The organism is Streptomyces sp. DH41, assembly GCF_029813785.1.
Taxonomy (GTDB): domain Bacteria; phylum Actinomycetota; class Actinomycetes; order Streptomycetales; family Streptomycetaceae; genus Streptomyces.
In genome coordinates, this window is record NZ_JARVKY010000032.1 from 68,382 (window position 1) to 84,863 (window position 16,482).

General features: G+C 72.2%; 14 protein-coding genes. All 14 read left to right on the forward strand.

Features of this window, described 5'->3' with window-relative positions:
- Window positions 1-143: 143 nt before the first annotated feature.
- The 14 genes from QC283_RS35140 (at window position 144) to QC283_RS35210 (ending at window position 16,298) form a co-directional block, all read left to right on the forward strand.
- The gene (locus QC283_RS35140) at window positions 144-1,097 is read left to right on the forward strand and encodes a 5-dehydro-4-deoxyglucarate dehydratase (RefSeq protein WP_279565826.1); all 954 of its coding nucleotides are present in this window, start codon (window positions 144-146) and stop codon (window positions 1,095-1,097) included.
- Window positions 1,094-2,263 carry a hypothetical protein gene (locus QC283_RS35145; RefSeq protein WP_279565827.1) on the forward strand — a complete coding sequence of 390 codons (1,170 nt, stop codon included), beginning with the start codon at window positions 1,094-1,096 and terminating at the stop codon, window positions 2,261-2,263. The genes QC283_RS35140 and QC283_RS35145 overlap by 4 nt, the downstream gene beginning before the upstream one ends.
- A 530-nt stretch (window positions 2,264-2,793) precedes the next feature.
- The gene (locus QC283_RS35155; protein WP_279565828.1) at window positions 2,794-3,405 is read left to right on the forward strand and encodes a TIGR03086 family metal-binding protein; all 612 of its coding nucleotides are present in this window, start codon (window positions 2,794-2,796) and stop codon (window positions 3,403-3,405) included.
- 188 nt (window positions 3,406-3,593) lie between these two features.
- Window positions 3,594-4,262, forward strand: a complete 669-nt coding sequence (locus QC283_RS35160) for a GntR family transcriptional regulator (RefSeq protein ID WP_279565829.1) — start codon at window positions 3,594-3,596, stop codon at window positions 4,260-4,262.
- Window positions 4,259-5,167, forward strand: coding sequence for a dihydrodipicolinate synthase family protein (locus tag QC283_RS35165; protein ID WP_279565830.1), 909 nt, complete (start codon window positions 4,259-4,261; stop codon window positions 5,165-5,167). Before QC283_RS35160 ends, QC283_RS35165 begins: the two co-directional genes overlap by 4 nt.
- A complete protein-coding gene (araD, locus tag QC283_RS35170) occupies window positions 5,164-6,933 on the forward strand; it encodes an L-arabinonate dehydratase (protein ID WP_279565831.1) in 1,770 nt (589 codons plus the stop codon). The genes QC283_RS35165 and araD overlap by 4 nt, the downstream gene beginning before the upstream one ends.
- 153 nt (window positions 6,934-7,086) lie before the next feature.
- Window positions 7,087-8,022: a carbohydrate ABC transporter permease gene (locus QC283_RS35175; protein ID WP_279565832.1), complete on the forward strand. Its 936-nt coding sequence runs from the start codon at window positions 7,087-7,089 to the stop codon at window positions 8,020-8,022.
- A complete protein-coding gene (locus tag QC283_RS35180; RefSeq protein WP_383529219.1) occupies window positions 8,019-8,918 on the forward strand; it encodes a carbohydrate ABC transporter permease in 900 nt (299 codons plus the stop codon). The genes QC283_RS35175 and QC283_RS35180 overlap by 4 nt, the downstream gene beginning before the upstream one ends.
- Window positions 8,915-10,072 (forward strand): Gfo/Idh/MocA family protein, encoded by a 1,158-nt coding sequence (locus QC283_RS35185; RefSeq protein ID WP_279565833.1) that lies wholly within the window; start codon window positions 8,915-8,917, stop codon window positions 10,070-10,072. The genes QC283_RS35180 and QC283_RS35185 overlap by 4 nt, the downstream gene beginning before the upstream one ends.
- Entirely contained in the window at window positions 10,069-10,938 is an 870-nt protein-coding gene (locus tag QC283_RS35190; RefSeq protein ID WP_279565834.1) for a PmoA family protein, read from the forward strand. The genes QC283_RS35185 and QC283_RS35190 overlap by 4 nt, the downstream gene beginning before the upstream one ends.
- Complete coding sequence (locus QC283_RS35195) at window positions 10,935-12,488, forward strand: glycoside hydrolase family 43 protein (protein WP_279565835.1); 1,554 nt, start codon at window positions 10,935-10,937, stop codon at window positions 12,486-12,488. Before QC283_RS35190 ends, QC283_RS35195 begins: the two co-directional genes overlap by 4 nt.
- 142 nt (window positions 12,489-12,630) lie before the next feature.
- Window positions 12,631-13,995 carry an ABC transporter substrate-binding protein gene (locus tag QC283_RS35200; protein ID WP_279565836.1) on the forward strand — a complete coding sequence of 455 codons (1,365 nt, stop codon included), beginning with the start codon at window positions 12,631-12,633 and terminating at the stop codon, window positions 13,993-13,995.
- Window positions 13,996-14,125: 130 nt separating this feature from the next.
- Window positions 14,126-14,926 carry a rhamnogalacturonan acetylesterase gene (locus tag QC283_RS35205; RefSeq protein ID WP_279565837.1) on the forward strand — a complete coding sequence of 267 codons (801 nt, stop codon included), beginning with the start codon at window positions 14,126-14,128 and terminating at the stop codon, window positions 14,924-14,926.
- A 37-nt stretch (window positions 14,927-14,963) separates the two neighbouring features.
- Window positions 14,964-16,298, forward strand: a complete 1,335-nt coding sequence (locus tag QC283_RS35210; protein ID WP_279565838.1) for a pectate lyase family protein — start codon at window positions 14,964-14,966, stop codon at window positions 16,296-16,298.
- Window positions 16,299-16,482 lie beyond the last annotated feature (184 nt).

Consider the following 16,482-nt stretch of genomic DNA (forward strand, 5'->3'; position numbering starts at 1 on the left):
TGCCGTTCATATGCGTGGACACGCTAAGGAACCGGTGGTCAGCCGTCAAGAGTCGGGCTTCTTGACGGTGCCAGTCGGGCGGCTTAGCGTGGTCGTGTTCAGAAATATAGACGCAGATCATACATATGGAATGGGGAGCGCCCGTGACCTCAGCCCCTCTCGCCGTCCGGCTCACCGCGCCCAGCGGTCCGCTGTTCTTCCCCGTCACGCCGTACGGCCCCGGCGGCGAGGTCGACCTCGACGTCTACCGCACCCATGTGCGCCGCGGCGTCGAGGCCGGAGCCGCCGCGGTGTTCGCCTGCTGCGGCACCGGCGAGTTCCACGCCCTCACCCCCGAGGAGTTCCAGGCCTGCGTGCGGGCGGCCGTCGAGGAGACCGCCGGGCGGGTGCCCGTCCTGGCGGGCGCGGGCTACGGCACCGCCCTCGCCGTGCGCTACGCCCGCCTCGCCGAGGAGGCCGGGGCCGACGGGCTGCTCGCCATGCCCCCGTACCTGGTGGTCGCCGGGCAGGAGGGACTGCTGCGGCACTACCGGGAGGTGGCCGCCGCGACAGCCCTGCCCGTGATCGTCTACCAGCGCGACAACGCGGTGTTCACCCCGGGGAGCGTCGCCGAACTGGCCCGTACGGACGGGATCATCGGGCTCAAGGACGGGCTCGGCGACCTCGACCTCATGCAGCGGACCATCAGCGCGGTGCGCACCGAGGTGCCCGGCGACGACGGCTTCCTCTACTTCAACGGCCTGCCGACCGCCGAGCAGACCCAGCTCGCCTACCGCGCGCTCGGCGTCACCCTCTACTCCTCCGCCGCGTTCTGCTTCGCCCCCGAGATCGCCCTCGCCTTCCACCGGGCGCTCCGCTCGGGCGACGAGGCCACCGCGCACCGCCTGCTGGACGGCTTCTACCGGCCGTTCGTCGAACTGCGCGCGCAGGGCCGCGGGTACGCCGTCGCCCTGGTCAAGGCGGGCGTACGGCTGCGCGGGCTGGACGTGGGGGAGGTGCGGCCGCCGTTGCAGGAGCCGACCGAGGACCATGTGAAGCGACTCGCCCAGGTGATCGAACGGGGCTACGCGCTGCTCGACGGGGAGGACGGCAGGTGAAGGCGTCCGCGTTCGTCTACCCCTGGGACGTCAACGGCGACCCGGAAGCACCCGCGTTCGTCGCGGGGCTCGGCGTCGAGCAGGTGACGCTCGCCGCCGCCTACCACTCCACCCGCGCCCTCACCCCCCGCCACCCGCGCCACCGCGTCGTCACCGCCGAGCACGCCGCCGTCCTCTACCCGCCGGACACCGCCCGCTGGGAAGGCCGCGAACCGCGCCCGTACGCGGCCGGCGACTGGGCGCCCGGCGACGCGTACGGCGAGGCCGCCGCAGCCCTCGCCGGCGCGGGTCTGGAGGTGCACACCTGGGTCGTCCTCGCCCACAACTCCCGCCTCGGCGCCGAACAGCCGCACACCTCGGTCGTCAACGCCTACGGCGACCGCTACCCCTGGGCGCCCTGCGTCGCCCAGCCCGCCACGCGCGCGTACCTCACCGACCTGGCCGCGGAGGCCGCGGTGCGGCCCGGGGCGCACGGCACCGAGCTGGAGTCCCTCGGCTGGTACGGCCTCGCCCACCTGCACGCCCACGACAAGACCGGCGGGGTCGGCCTCGGGGACGCCGGGCAGTACCTGATGTCGCTGTGCTTCTGCCCCCACTGCCGGGCGGGCTACGGCGGACAGGGCCTCGACCCCGACGAACTGGCCGCCGCCGTACGCGCCGCGCTGGAGCCGGTGTGGCGGGGCGCGGCGCCTTCGGACGGCGGCTGGGCGGGCGTGGAGAAGCTGCTCGGCGAGGTACCGGCCAACGCCACGCGCGCGTGGCGGGACGACACGGCCCGCACCCTCCAGGAGGCGGCGGTCGCGGCCGTACGCGCCGCCGCGCCCGACGGCTTCCAGGTCCTGCTGCACGCCGATCCGGTGTCCTACCACTGCGGCGCCAACGCCGGCGTCGACCCCGCGCACATCCTGTCCGTCGCGGACGGCGTGGTCGTGCCCTGCACGGGCGGCCCCGGCCTGCTGACGCCGTTCGCCGAGCGGGCCCGCCCCGGGGCCGTCCTCGCCGCCAACCTCACCGTGGTCACCGGCATGGGCGGCCGGCCGGACACCCTCGCGAAGGACGCGGCACGCGCGCGTGAACTGGGCGCGACGGAACTGCGGCTGTACCACGCGGGGCTGGCGTCGGACGGGGATCTGGAGGCGGTGCGGGCGGGACTCGCGGAGCGGTGAGCGCGGTGCGTGTGCCGGGTGAGCGGCGGAGGTCCCGGATGCCTCATGCCGGGCCGGTGGCCGACGGCGGCTCGGAGGCGGCGCCATCGGCGTTCGCCGGCCGTCGGCCCTCGGCCGTCGGCCGTCGGCCCTCGGCCCTCGGCCGAGCGATACCACCGCCGTCGCCGGCGGAACGGCCCCCCTGGCCGGCAGCAGTAGCCGGAGACCGGCCGGTTCCACCAGGGCCGCGCCCAGGGAGCGCACACGCCGGACGCCGGCCACAGCGCCGGGGTGCCGAAGCCGGACACCGCCACCCCGGCTAGGTACGGGCCCGCGTTGCTGTCGCGCAGGACGCGGGCCGCGGGCCAGGTCCTCCGCGCCGTCTTCCTCGTAAGTGCCGTCCTTGCCGTCATGCCCGGTCATCGTGGATGTGTGGCGCGGGGTGGGCCTCGGGTGGGCGCCTCGGGAGCGGGCTCGGCGGCGATGAGTTTCGCGGTCGCGATCGGTCTGCCTTCCCAGAGAGCCGGCCACTCGTCCCCGAGGAGCAACCGATGACCGAGGACACTCCCGCCCCCGCCCCCACCCCCGACCTCGGACCGCAGACGCGGATCCTGGCACGCCTGGCCGAGGGCGTCGGTGACGCGCGGCTCGCGGACCCGACCCCGTGCCCGGACCTGGCGGTCCGCAACCTGCTCGGTCATCTGACCGGCCTGGCCGTCGCCTTTCGCGACGCCGCCCGCAAGCACCTGGGCGTCACCACCGACACCAGCCCCGAAGCGGCCGTACCGGACATCGGGCCCGGCTGGCGCGAGGAGCTGCCGAAGACGCTCGGCGAGCTCGCCGAGGCATGGCGCGCCCCGGAAGCCTGGGCCGGCATGACCCGGGCCGGAGGCATCGACCTGCCCGGCGCGGTCGCCGGCGCCGTGGTGGCCGACGAACTGGTGATCCACGGCTGGGACCTGGCCCGCGCGACCGGCCAGGAGTACGACCCCGACCCGGCCGCCCTCCAGGCGGCGTACGGCCTTCTCTCCGCCGCGGCGGAGGAGCCCGACCAGGGCGGCGGCATGTTCGGACCCGTCGTCCGCGTCCCCGCCGACGCCCCGCTGCTGGACCGGGCGGTGGGCCTGAGCGGGCGTGACCCGGGCTGGACACGGCCCGCGTAGCGCGACAGCACAACCTCAACTTCCTTTGTCAGAAGCATTGACGTGGCCCCGCGCCCCTCTTACCTTCAACGCGTCGTACTCCGTACGTCATATATGAGACGCGATACGCGAGATCAGATATCCGAGATCTGACCAGAGACCGGATGTCCGGGGTCCGCGCATCCGACGCGAGATTTCGAGAGGCGCGCATGACCTCTGTGCCCACGCCGATCCCCTCCCGCACGCAGTACGTGCTGGAGGAGATCAAACGCCGCATCCTCACCGGCCGGCTGACGCCAGGCCAGGCCCTGGTCGAGACCGACCTCGCCGCGCAGTTCGGGGTGTCCAAGACACCGGTGCGCGAGGCGCTCAAGACGCTGGCCGGTACCGGACTGGTCGTGATGAGCCAGTACAAGGGCGTCACGGTGCGCATGGTGGACGCGGACATGGCGCGCGAGGTCTACGACGTGCGGCTGCTCCTGGAGCCCGAGGCGCTCAGGCGCGCGGTGCGCCGGGCGGCCTCCCTGGACGCCGCCCGGGACGCGCTGACCCGCGCCGACCGGGCCACGGACACGGCCGAACGGTCCCTGGCCAACCGGGAGTTCCACCGCGCCCTGTACGTGCCGTGCGGCAATCCGCTGCTCGGCCGGATGCTCGACGAGGTCCGCGACCAGGCGGCCCTCGTCTCCGCGGTCGCCTGGGCCGCCGACCCCTCCTGGGAGCGGGAGGCCGGCGAGCACCAGGAGATCCTGCGCCTCGCCCTCGCCGGTGACGCGGACGGCGCGGCCCGCGCCCTGCACGCGCACATCGCGTCGTTCGTCGAGCGGGCCTTCCCGGAAACGGGAGCACAGGCCCAGGAAGAGGACGGTCAGGCATGACAGCGACGTTCGAGTCCCAGCGGGCGGCCCTGGCCGACGTGGTGGCGATCCCGGTGACCCCGTTCGCCGAGGACGGCTCCGTCGACCCCGCCACCTACCGGGCCCTGCTGCGTCGTCTCCTCGACGGTGGCATCACGACCCTCACCCCCAACGGCAACACCGGCGAGTTCTACGCCCTGTCCCCGGCCGAGCGCAGCCTCGTCACCGAGCTGACGATCGAGGAGGCCGGCGACCGCGCGGCCATCCTGGTGGGCGTCGGCCACGACGTGCCGACCGCGGTCGCCTCCGCCCGGCACGCCCGCGACCTGGGCGCCTCCATGGTGATGGTGCACCAGCCCGTCCACCCCTACGTCTCCCAGGGCGGCTGGGTCGACTACCACCGCGCCATCGCCGAGGCCGTGCCCGCGCTGGGCGTCGTCCCCTACATCCGCAACCCCCAGCTCACCGGCGCCCGCCTCGCCGAACTCGCCGACGCCTGCCCCAACGTCATCGGCGTGAAGTACGCCGTCCCGGACGCGGCCAAGTTCGCCGCCTTCGCCCGCGACGCCGGCCTCGACCGCTTCGTGTGGGTCGCGGGGCTGGCCGAGCCGTACGCGCCCTCGTACTTCTCCGCGGGCGCCACCGGCTTCACCTCGGGGCTGGTGAACGTCGCCCCGGCCGTCTCGCTGAACATGATCGAAGCGCTCCGGGCCGGCGACTACACGGCCGCCATGAAGGTCTGGGAGCAGATCCGCCGCTTCGAGGAACTGCGCGCCGCCAACGGCTCCGCCAACAACGTCACCGTGGTCAAGGAGGCCCTCGCCTCGCTGGGCCTGTGCCGCAGGGAGGTCCGCCCGCCGAGCAAGCCGCTGCCCGAGAGCGAGCGCGCCGAGGTCGCCGCCATCGCCGCGGGGTGGTCGATATGACAGGCGCACCGAGCGACATGACGGGCACACCGGGCGAGGCCGGCCGCAAGCGCCCCGAGGACCTCCGCAGCCACCAGTGGTACGGCACCGACGGCCTGCGCTCCTTCAGCCACCGCGCCCGCACCCGCCAGCTCGGCTACCTGCCCGAGGAGCACCTCGGCAAGCCGGTCATCGCGATCCTCAACACCTGGTCCGACATCAACCCCTGCCACGTCCACCTGCGCGACCGCGCCCAGGCGGTCAAGCGGGGCGTCTGGCAGGCGGGCGGCTTCCCGCTGGAGTTCCCGGTCTCCACGCTCAGCGAGACCTTCCAGAAGCCGACCCCGATGCTCTACCGCAACCTGCTCGCCATGGAGACCGAGGAGCTGCTGCGCTCCTACCCGGTCGACGGCGCCGTCCTGATGGGCGGCTGCGACAAGTCCACGCCCGCCCTGCTCATGGGCGCCGCCAGCGTCGACCTGCCCGCCGTCTTCGTGCCCGCCGGGCCGATGCTGCCCGGACACTGGCGCGGCGAGACCCTCGGCTCCGGCACCGACATGTGGAAGTACTGGGACGACAAGCGGGCCGGCCTCGTCGGCGACTGCGAGATGCAGGAGCTGGAGAGCGGTCTGGCGCGTTCGCCCGGCCACTGCATGACGATGGGTACGGCGTCCACGCTGACCGCCGCCGCCGAGGCCCTCGGCGTCACGGTCCCGGGCGCCTCCAGCATCCCGGCCGTCGACTCCGGTCACGACCGGATGGCGGCGGCGGCGGGCCTGCGCATCGTCGAACTGGTCCACCAGGACCGGAAGCTGAGCGACATCCTCACCGCGGACGCCTTCGAGGACGCCGTCACCACGGTCCTCGGCCTCGGCGGCTCCACCAACGCGGTCATCCACCTGATCGCCATGGCGGGCCGCGCGGGCGTCACCCTCACCCTCGACGACTTCGACCGGGTCGCCCGCACGGTCCCGGTGCTGGCCAACGTCCGCCCCGGCGGACAGACGTACCTGATGGAGGACTTCCACTTCGCCGGCGGCCTGCCCGGCTTCCTCTCCCGCATCCCGGACCTGCTCCACCTGGACCGGCCCACCGTCTCGCACGACACCATGCGGGAGCAGTTGGACGGTGCCCTCGTCCACAACGACGACGTCATCCGGACCCGTGACAACCCGGTGGCGGCCGAGGGCGGCGTCGCCGTCCTGCGCGGCAACCTCTGCCCCGACGGGGCCGTCATCAAGCACATCGCCGCCGAGCCGCACCTGCTCAAGCACACCGGCCCCGCGGTCGTCTTCGACGACTACCGGACGATGCAGCGCACCATCAACGACCCGGCCCTGAACATCACCGCCGACAGCGTGCTGGTGCTGCGGGGCGCCGGTCCCAAGGGCGGCCCGGGCATGCCCGAGTACGGGATGCTGCCCATCCCCGACCACCTGCTCAAGCAGGGCATACGGGACATGGTCCGGATCTCCGACGCCCGGATGAGCGGCACGAGTTACGGCGCGTGCGTGCTGCACGTGGCGCCCGAGTCGTACGTCGGCGGGCCGCTGGCCCTGGTCCGCACGGGCGACTCGATCACCCTCGACGTCGAGGCCCGTTCCCTCCAGCTGGGCGTGGACGACGAGGAGCTGGAGCGCCGCAGGGCGCGGTGGACACCGCCGCCCGCGCGGTACGAGCGCGGCTACGGCGCGCTCTACAACGAACAGATCACCCAGGCCGACACCGGCTGCGACTTCGAGTTCCTGGCCCGCCCGGGCAAGGTGCGCGACCCGTACGCCGGCTGAACCGCCGGCGGACCCGCGCACACCCCTGCCCGTGGAGAAAGCGCTTCCCGCAAGATCCACGTACGACCGACGCGCAATCCACGCAAGAGCCGCACAAGGCAGACGCAAGCACACGCAAGACCCATGCACGACGCACCAGAACGGAGAACTGTCATGGCCCAAGCCGCAGCCGTGGCGAAACCGCCCACGCCACCCCGGCGGCGCCGTGCCTCCGCGACGCCGCGCAGGCTCCCGTACCTGCTGATCGGACCGGCCGCCCTGCTGATGCTGGGCTTCATCGCCTACCCGGTCATCAGCGTCTTCTACTACAGCCTTCAGGAGTACAACCCCACCAAGCCGTGGCGGAACGGCTACGCGGGCTTCGACAACTTCGTCAAGATCTTCACCGACGACCCGATCTTCTGGGACACCCTCGTCTTCAGCGCCAAGTGGGTCTTCGTCGAGGTCGGACTGCAACTGCTCTTCGGTCTGGCACTGGCGCTCATCGTCAACCAGACGTTCGTGGGCCGGGGCATCGGGCGCGCCCTGGTCTTCTCCCCGTGGGCCGTCTCCGGCGTGCTGACCTCCGCGATCTGGGTGCTGCTCTACAACTCCCAGACGGGCATCACCCGTTACCTCGCCGACATGGGCATCGGCGACTACGGCACCAGCTGGCTGTCGGACACCTCGACCGTGTTCTCCGCGGTGGTCGTCGCCGACCTGTGGCGCGGTGTCCCCTTCTTCGCCATCCTCATCCTCGCCGACCTCCAGTCCGTCTCCAAGGACCTGTACGAGGCCGCCGAGGTCGACGGGGCGAGCCGCTTCAAGCAGTTCTGGCACATCACGCTGCCGCACCTGAAGGACGCCATCATCCTCTCCACGCTGCTGCGCGCGGTGTGGGAGTTCAACAACGTCGACCTGCTCTACACCCTGACCGGCGGCGGACCGGCGGGAGCCACCACGACGCTGCCGCTGTACATCGCCAACACCAGCGTCGACGCCCATGACTTCGGTTACGCGTCGGCCCTCACCACGGTCGCGTTCGTGATCCTGCTCTTCTGCTCGATCGTCTATCTGCGGCTGAGCAAGTTCGGAGGCGAGAACAAGTGATCACCAAGGAGGCCACCGCGCCCGCCCCCGTGCCCGCGCGGGCCGACCACGAACCGCCGCGGCCGGCGAAGAAGCGCCGCCCCGCCTGGGACGAGGTCCCCCGCTGGCAGATCTACCTGCCGCTCGGCGTCTACCTCGTCTTCACCCTGATCCCGTTCTACTGGATCCTGCTCTTCGCGCTGCGCCCGGCCGGCTCGACCTCGCTCGTGCCCTGGCCCATGACCTTCGACCACTTCGAGAAGGTGTGGACCGACCGCAGCTTCGGCACCTACTTCGAGAACAGCGTGTACGTCGGGCTCGCGACCCTGGTGATGACCACACTCGTCGCCCTGGCCGGCGGCTACGCCCTCGCCCGGTTCGACTTCAAGATCAAGCGGGTCTTCATGCTCGCTCTGCTCTGCTCCCAGTTCGTGCCCGGCGCACTGCTGCTGGTCCCGCTCTTCGAGATCTTCGCCGAGCTCCAGCTGATCAACTCCCTCGGCAGCGTCATCATCGCCGAGACGGTCTTCCAGCTGCCGCTGTCGATCATCCTGATCAGCAACTTCATCAAGAACGTGCCGTACACCCTGGAGGAGGCCGCCTGGGTCGACGGCTGCGGACGGATGCGGGCCTTCCTGGTCGTCGTCCTGCCACTGCTGCGACCCGGCCTGATCGCCGTCGGTTCCTTCGCCTTCGTGCACTCCTGGAACCACTTCCTGTTCGCCCTGATGTTCCTCAACAACCAGGACATGCAGACCATCCCGGTCGGCCTCAACACCCTGATGAGCGCGGACAGCGTCGACCTCGGCGCGCTCGCCGCCGGCGGCATCATCGCGGCCGTACCCGTGGTGATCGTCTTCGCCTTCATCCAGAAGTGGCTGATCACCGGCTTCAGCGCGGGGGCGGTGAAGGGATGAGCCGGATTCCCGTCGTCCTCGCCGGCGCCCGCGGCCACGGCCGCTGGCACGTCGCCAACATCCGCCGCCTGGAGCGGGCGGGACTGGTCCGGCTGGCCGGCATCTGCGAGCTGACGCCCCTCACCGAACAGGAGGCCGGCGGGGAGATCCCCGAGCAGTCCGCCGACTTCGGCGCCCTGCTCGACTCCACCGGCGCCCGCGTCGCCGTGATCTGCACGCCGATCCCCACCCACACCGACCTCGCGCTCACCGCCGCCCGCCGGGGCGTGCACCTGCTGCTCGAGAAGCCTCCGGCACCGTCGTACGCCGAGTTCCGCCGGATGGCCGACGGGGTCGCCGAGGCCGGCGTCGCCTGCCAGGTCGGGTTCCAGTCGATGGGCTCGCACGCCGTGCCCGCCATCCGCGAGCTGGTCGCCTCGGGCGCGGTCGGCGAGGTGACGGGCATCGGCGGGGCCGGCGCCTGGGTGCGCGACGAGGCCTACTTCCGCAGGGCGCCCTGGTCGGGCCGGCGGCGGCTGAACGGCGCCGACGTGATCGACGGCGCGCTGACCAACCCCCTCGCGCACGCCGTCGCCACCGCCCTCGCCCTCGGTGACAGCACCCGCGCCGAGGACGTCACCGGCATCGAGACCGAGCTGAGCCACGCCAACGACATCGAGGCCGACGACACCTCCTGCGTGCGGATCACCACCGCGCGCGGGCACCGGGTCACCGTCGCCGCGACCCTGTGCGCCGAGCGGGCCGACGAGCCGTACGTCCTGCTGCACGGCAGCAGCGGCCGCATCACCTTCTGGTACAAGCAGGACCGCGTCCTGCTCCAGCGCGGCGGCCACGGCCCCGAGGAGTACCACCACGGGCGCACCGACCTGCTGGAGAACCTGGTCGCGCATCTGACCACCGGCGCCGACCTGCTGGTCCCACCGGACGAGACGGGCGCCTTCATGCGGGTCGTGGAGGCGATCCGCCGGGCCCCCGACCCCGACCGGCTGCCCGACGCGGCCTGGTGCCATGTCCCCGGCGAGAGGCGGCGCGTGGTCCCCGGCATCGACGGCCTCGTGGCCGCCGCCGCCGACACCCTCTCCCTCTACTCCGAACTGGGCGCGCCCTGGGCGCCGCGCACCGAGCACCCGCTGAGCGAGGTGAGCACCCGATGACCGGCCACGACTCCCTGGTCCTGCGGGTGGCGGGCCGCCCCGTCGGCCGGTACGTGACCCGTCCCGAACTCCCGGCCCGGCTCTCCCCGCGCCCCTGCCTGCACCCCGTCACCACCCTGGCCGGCACGGCCGTGACCGAGTTCAGCCCTGCCGACCACCTCCATCACCTCGGCGTCGGTGTCGCCGTTCCCGACGTCGAGGGCCACAACTTCTGGGGCGGGCGCACCTACGTCCGCGACCAGGGGCCGACCGAGCTCGACAACCACGGCGCCCAGCGGCACGCGGCCTTCCAGCTCCGCGACCCCGACGGCTTCGTCGAGGAACTGCGCTGGGTCGCCGCCGGCACCGAGCTGCTGCGCGAGCGCCGCACCGTCGCCGCCACCGAACTCACCGCCACCCGGCCCGACGCCTCGGGCCCCGCCGCCTGGGCGCTGGACTTCACCTTCTCCCTCACCAACATCACCCCGGACCCGCTCACCATCGGCAGCCCCGCCACCAACGGGCGCCCCGGCGCGGCCTACGGCGGCTTCTTCTGGCGCGCCCGCAAGGAGAGCACGGCCCCCCGGGTCTTCACCGCCGACCGCGAGGGCGAGCGGGAGGTCCACGGCACCCGCGCCGACTGGCTCGCCCTGACCGGCGACACCTGGTCGCTGGTGTTCGCCGGGGCCACGGAGCGGACCCGGCGCGACCCGTGGTTCGTGCGCACCGGGGAGTACCCGGGCGTCGGTTCCTCCCTGGCACACGACGAACGGCTGGCGATCGCCCCCGGCGACACCCTCGTCCGCCGGATCGTCACCGTCGTCGCCGACGGCCGCATCGACGCCGACGGCGCCGCCACCCTCGTACGAAAGGCGGTGAGCCCGTGACCCCCGAGATCGCGGAGACGTACACCAATCCCGTCCTGAACGCCGACTGGTCCGACCCGGACGTCGTCCGCGTCGGCGACGACTTCTACCTGACCGCCTCCAGCTTCGGCCGCGCCCCCGGCCTGCCGCTCCTGCACTCCCGCGACCTGGTCAACTGGAGTCTGGTCGGGCACGCCCTGCCCCGGCTGGAACCGGCGCAGGCGTACGCGACGCCCCACCAGGACCGCGGCGTCTGGGCCCCGTCCCTGCGTCATCACGCGGGCCGCTTCTGGATCTTCTGGGGCGACCCCGACCACGGGATCTTCCAGGTCAACGCCCCCGACATCCGGGGCCCGTGGACCGCGCCCCACCTGGTGAAGGCCGGCAAGGGCCTGATCGACCCCTGCCCCCTGTGGGACGAGGAGACCGGCGAGGCCTACCTCGCGCACGCCTGGGCCAGGTCCCGCTCCGGGATCAAGAACCGTCTCACCGGCCACCGCATGCGCCCCGACGGCACCGGACTCCTCGACGAGGGCAAGGTGATCGTCGACGCCGACCACCTCCCCGGCTGGTTCACCCTGGAGGGGCCCAAGCTCTACCGGCACGACGGCTGGTTCTGGATCCTGGCCCCCGCCGGGAGCGTGGAGACCGGCTGGCAGGGCGCCTTCCGCTCCCGCGGCTTCTTCGGACCGTACGACGAGAAGGTCGTCCTCGAGCAGAAGGACACCGACGTCAACGGCCCCCACCAGGGCGGCTGGGTGCGCACGGCGTCCGGCGAGGACTGGTTCCTGCACTTCCAGGATCGCGGGGCCTACGGGAGGGTGGTCCACCTCCAGCCGATGACATGGGGCACTGGGGGCACCTCCCGCTCGAGCGAAGCCGAGAGTGGGGGAGGCTGGCCGGTGCTGGGCGACGACGGCGCCCCGGTCGCCGAGCACGCGCGCCCCGCCCTGCCGCCACAGCCGCCCGCCGCGCCCGCGACCGACGACGACTTCCCCGGCGGACGGTTCGGCCGCCAGTGGTCGTGGGCGGCGAACCCCCGCGACGGCTGGGCCACCCAGCACTCCGGGGACGGGCTGCGACTCGCCTGCGTACGCTCGGCCGACGCGCACGACCTGCGCGAGCAGCCGAACGTGCTCACCCAGCGGCTGCCCGGCGATCCGGCGGTCATCGAGGTGGAGCTCCGCCTGGACGGCGAGGAGCCGGGCGCGCGGGCCGGGCTGGCCGTGCTCGGCGACGCCTACCGGTGGATCGGCCTTGAGCGCGGCGCCGACGGGACGGTGGAGCTGGTGCACCGGTTCGCCGAGTCCGTCGCCAAGGCCGAGCGGGACGCCGACCGTCCCCGCCCGGCGCCCGAGGGACGGGTACGGCTGCGGATCGAGGCCGGCCCCGGGGCACGCTGCCGCTTCTCCTACGACCTCGGTGACGGCCCGCGCCCCTCAGGCCAGGTCTTCGCCGCCACCCCGTGGGGCTGGGTCGGCGCCCTGCTCGGCCTGTTCGCGCTCGCGCCCGCCGGTCAGGGACAGGCCGGCGCGGCCACCTTCACGCGGTTCCGGATCGGACCGCTGTAACCGACCTTGTCCGTACGCCTGTGGGGAGACGCAATGACGCACCTCCGTAGCAAGCGCTGACCACCCACCGCCCCCCACGTGCTCAGCTCGTTCGCCGCTCCGTTCAACCCTCCAGTTGGATCCAGAAGAAGAGAGCCGACCAATGAAGATCAGCAATCGCAGCAGCAGAAGCGCAGGCGGGCGCCGGACCTCCGCCGCCATCGCCCTGGGGGCCGTGCTCGCGCTGACCGCCACCGCCTGTGGTGACGACGGCAGCGGGGCGGGCGGCGACAAGGGCGCCGAGGGCAGCGGCAAGGGGAAGATCACCTTCTGGGACAACAACGGCGGTATCCGTACGGCCGTCTGGAAGGAGATCATCGCCGCGTTCGAGAAGGCCAACCCGGACATCGACGTGGAGTACGTCGGGATCGCCGCCACCGAGTACCAGTCCAAGGTCGACACCGCCATCCAGGGCGGCGGCCTGCCCGACGTCGGCGGCGTCGGCGCGGCGATGCTCGCCGGGTTCTCGGCTCAGAACGCCCTGGAGCCGCTGGACGACCGGCTCGCCAAGTCCTCCCTGAGCGGCAAGCTCAACGAGGACATGGTCGAGTCCCTGAGCGCGGCCGGCGGCGGCGACGGCACGCTGTACTCGGTGCCGACCTCCGCGAACAACGGCGTCCTCTACTACCGCACCGACCTGTTCGAGAAGGCCGGCCTGGACGCGCCGACCACGTGGGACAAGTTCTACGAGGCGGCCGAGAAGCTCACCAACAAGGACAAGAACGAGTTCGGTTACACCATCCGCGGCGGCTCCGGCTCCATCGCCCAGGCGCTCGACGCGATGTACGGGCAGTCCGGCATCACCTCGTTCTGGGACGCCGGCAAGAAGAAGACCACCGTCAACGACCCGAAGAACGTCGACGCGCTGGAGAAGTACGCGGCCCTCTACAAGAAGGTCACGCCGGCCGCCGACGTCAACAACGACTTCGCCAAGATGACGGCCCAGTGGGACACCGGCACGATCGGCATGGTCAACCATAACCTGGGCTCCTACCAGGACCACGTGAAGGCGCTCGGCGACGAGAAGTTCCGCGGTATCCCGCAGCCGGTCGGCGCCTCCGGCAAGCGCGTGCAGGTGTCCAACCCGGTCGACGGGCTCGGCGTGTTCAAGAGCTCGAAGAACAAGGAGGCCGCCTGGAAGTTCATCGAGTTCGCCACCGCGCACGAGCAGAACTCGAAGTTCAACGAGTCGGCCGGACAGGTCCCGTCCAACACGGAGGCCGCGAAGGACGCGTGGATCCAGAAGGCCGAGCCCACGAAGCTCGCGGCCGAGGCGCTGAACGACGGGTCCACGACCATCGTCCAGCTGCCGTACTACCTGCCGGACTGGAACACGCTGTCCAAGTCGGAGAGCGAGCCGGCGTTCCAGAAGGTGCTGCTCGGAGAGATGAGCGCGAAGGACTTCCTGGACGACCTGGCCGAGAAGCTCAACGAGGCGCAGACCGAGTGGACCGAGCAGATGGGTTAGTCGCTCGGTTTCGGGTTTCGCCGTGGGCGGTCCGTGGTTCGTCGCGGGCCGCGGGCCGTCCGTGGCTTGTCGCGCAGTTCCCCGCGCCCCTAGGGGAACTGTCCATCTCCCTCTTGAAAGGCAGACCGGCGTGTCCGTCACCCGAAGACAGGTCACCGTAGCCGCAGCCGCCGCCGTCCCCCTGACGTTCGCCGCCACCGGCACCGCCCGGGCCGGCGGACGCCGGCACCGCACCCTCTACATCGCCGGCGACTCCACCGCCGCGCGGAAGTACGCCGACGCCGCGCCCGAGACGGGCTGGGGCATGGCGCTGCCGTTCTTCCTCCGCAAGGACCTCGGCGTCGCCAACCACGCCGTGAACGGGCGGAGTTCCAAGAGCTTCGTGGACGAGGGGCGGCTCGGCGTCGTCCTCGACGCGATTCGGCCCGGGGACCTCCTCCTCGTCCAGTTCGCGCACAACGACGAGAAGGACGCGGACCCCACCCGCCACACCGAGCCCTGGACGACGTACCAGGACTACCTCCGGCTGTACGTCGACGGTGCGCGGGCCCGCGGGGCGCGGCCGGTGCTGGCCACCCCCGTCGAGCGGCGGCGGTTCGACGCCGGGGGCGACGCGGTGCCCAGCCACGGGGAGTACCCGGCGGCCATGCGTGCGCTCGCCCGCCAGGAGGGCGTGGCGCTGCTCGACGTACAGGCGCTGTCGCTCGCGCTGTGGCAGCGGCTCGGCGCGGAGGGGACCAAGGCGTACTTCAACTGGACCGCCACCGAGCAGGACAACACCCACTTCAACCCGCCCGGCGCGATCGCGGTGGCCCGGCTCGTCGCGCGGGAGCTGCTGCGCACGCGGGTACTGGCGCGCCGCGACGTGCGCCGGCTGGACGAGGAGATCCCCGAGTCCTGGATCACCTGGCCGGCACCGGCCACCGCGTAACACCACCTCGACCCCCGACCAAAGGGAGAGCCGCACCATGAGCACACAGAGATGGCATGGGCATGCCACGCGCAGAGTCGCCGCGCTCGCCGGCTGCACCGCCCTCGTGCTGACCCTGACCGCCGCCACCGCCCAGGCCCGCCCCGGCCACCACCACCCCCGCGACACCGCCCGGCAGACCCTGCCGGCGAACGACGGCTGGGCCTCCCACGGCACCGGCACCACCGGCGGGTCCGCCGCCGACGCGGAGCACGTGTACACCGTCTCCACCTGGGCCGAGTTCAAGGCCGCGCTCGACGCCGACGGCGACGCCCCGCGGATCATCAAGGTGAAGGGCACGATCGACGCCGTCTCCGAGGGCTGCGAGGCCTTCGCAGCGCCCGGCTACGACTTCGACGCCTACCTGGAGAAGTACGCCCCCGAGAGCTGGGGCCTGGAGACCGACCTGAGCGACGAGCCCGACGCCAGCCCCGAGGGCCTGCGCCGCGCCTCCGCCGCTCAGCAGAACCAGGCCATCAAGGCGGACATCCCCGCCGACACCACGATCATCGGCGTCGGGCGGAACGCCGGGATCAAGGGCGCCAGCCTCCAGATCAAGGGCGTGGACAACGTCATCGTCCGCAACCTGACGCTCGAGAGCCCCGTGGACTGCTTCCCGCAGTGGGACCCCACCGACGGCGACAAGGGCAACTGGAACTCCGAGTACGACAGCGCCGTCGTCCACGGTTCGACGCACGTCTGGCTGGACCACAACACCTTCACCGACGGCGAGCACCCCGACAGCGAGGCGCCCACGTACTTCGGCATGCTGTACCAGCAGCACGACGGCCAGCTCGACATCGTGAAGGGCGCCGACCACGTCACCGCCTCCTGGAACGTCTTCACCGAGCACGACAAGACGATCCTGATCGGCAACAGCGACAGCGAGTCCACCGCCGCCGGTGACCGCGGGCACCTGAAGGCGACCTTCCACCACAACCTGTTCAAGGGCCTCGTCGAGCGGGCGCCCCGGGTGCGGTTCGGACAGGTCGACGTCTACAGCAACCACTTCGTGGCGGGCGAGGACTACGCCTACAGCTTCGGCGTCGGCAAGGAGTCCCAGCTCGTCGCCGAGCACAACGCCTTCACCCTGCCGGACGGCGTCAGCCCCGCCAAGGTGCTGAAGCGGTGGAACGACTCGCCGGTCACCGCCGCGCACAACCGCGTCAACGGCCGCTCCGTCGACCTGATCGCCGCGCACAACGCGGAGAACCCGGACACGCCCCTGCGGTCCGGCGCGGGCTGGAAGCCCACCCTGCGCACCAAGGTCCTCCCGGCCTGGGCGGTCCCCTTCGTCGTCGACCACGGCGCGGGCGCCGGCCGCCTGCGCTGACGCCCCCCCCGGACCGAGGGCCGGGGCGCCCGCACCGCCCCGCCCCTCTCACCTCGTGCCCCTCTCACCTCGTGCCCCTCTCACCTCGTGCCCCTCTCACCTCGTGCCCCTCTCACCTCGTGCCCCTCTCACCTCGTGCCCCTCTCACCTCGTGCCCCTCTCACCTCGTGCCCCTCTCACCTCG

Excerpts from the sequence above, each read along its gene's own strand:
- QC283_RS35155 (WP_279565828.1), top strand. The coding sequence starts at position 2,794 with ATGACCGAGGACACTCCCGCCCCCGCCCCCACCCCCGACCTCGGACCG.
- QC283_RS35160 (WP_279565829.1), top strand. The coding sequence starts at position 3,594 with ATGACCTCTGTGCCCACGCCGATCCCCTCCCGCACGCAGTACGTGCTG.
- QC283_RS35165 (WP_279565830.1), top strand. The coding sequence starts at position 4,259 with ATGACAGCGACGTTCGAGTCCCAGCGGGCGGCCCTGGCCGACGTGGTG.
- araD (WP_279565831.1), top strand. The coding sequence starts at position 5,164 with ATGACAGGCGCACCGAGCGACATGACGGGCACACCGGGCGAGGCCGGC.
- QC283_RS35175 (WP_279565832.1), top strand. The coding sequence starts at position 7,087 with ATGGCCCAAGCCGCAGCCGTGGCGAAACCGCCCACGCCACCCCGGCGG.
- QC283_RS35185 (WP_279565833.1), top strand. The coding sequence starts at position 8,915 with ATGAGCCGGATTCCCGTCGTCCTCGCCGGCGCCCGCGGCCACGGCCGC.
- QC283_RS35190 (WP_279565834.1), top strand. The coding sequence starts at position 10,069 with ATGACCGGCCACGACTCCCTGGTCCTGCGGGTGGCGGGCCGCCCCGTC.
- QC283_RS35200 (WP_279565836.1), top strand. The coding sequence starts at position 12,631 with ATGAAGATCAGCAATCGCAGCAGCAGAAGCGCAGGCGGGCGCCGGACC.
- QC283_RS35210 (WP_279565838.1), top strand. The coding sequence starts at position 14,964 with ATGAGCACACAGAGATGGCATGGGCATGCCACGCGCAGAGTCGCCGCG.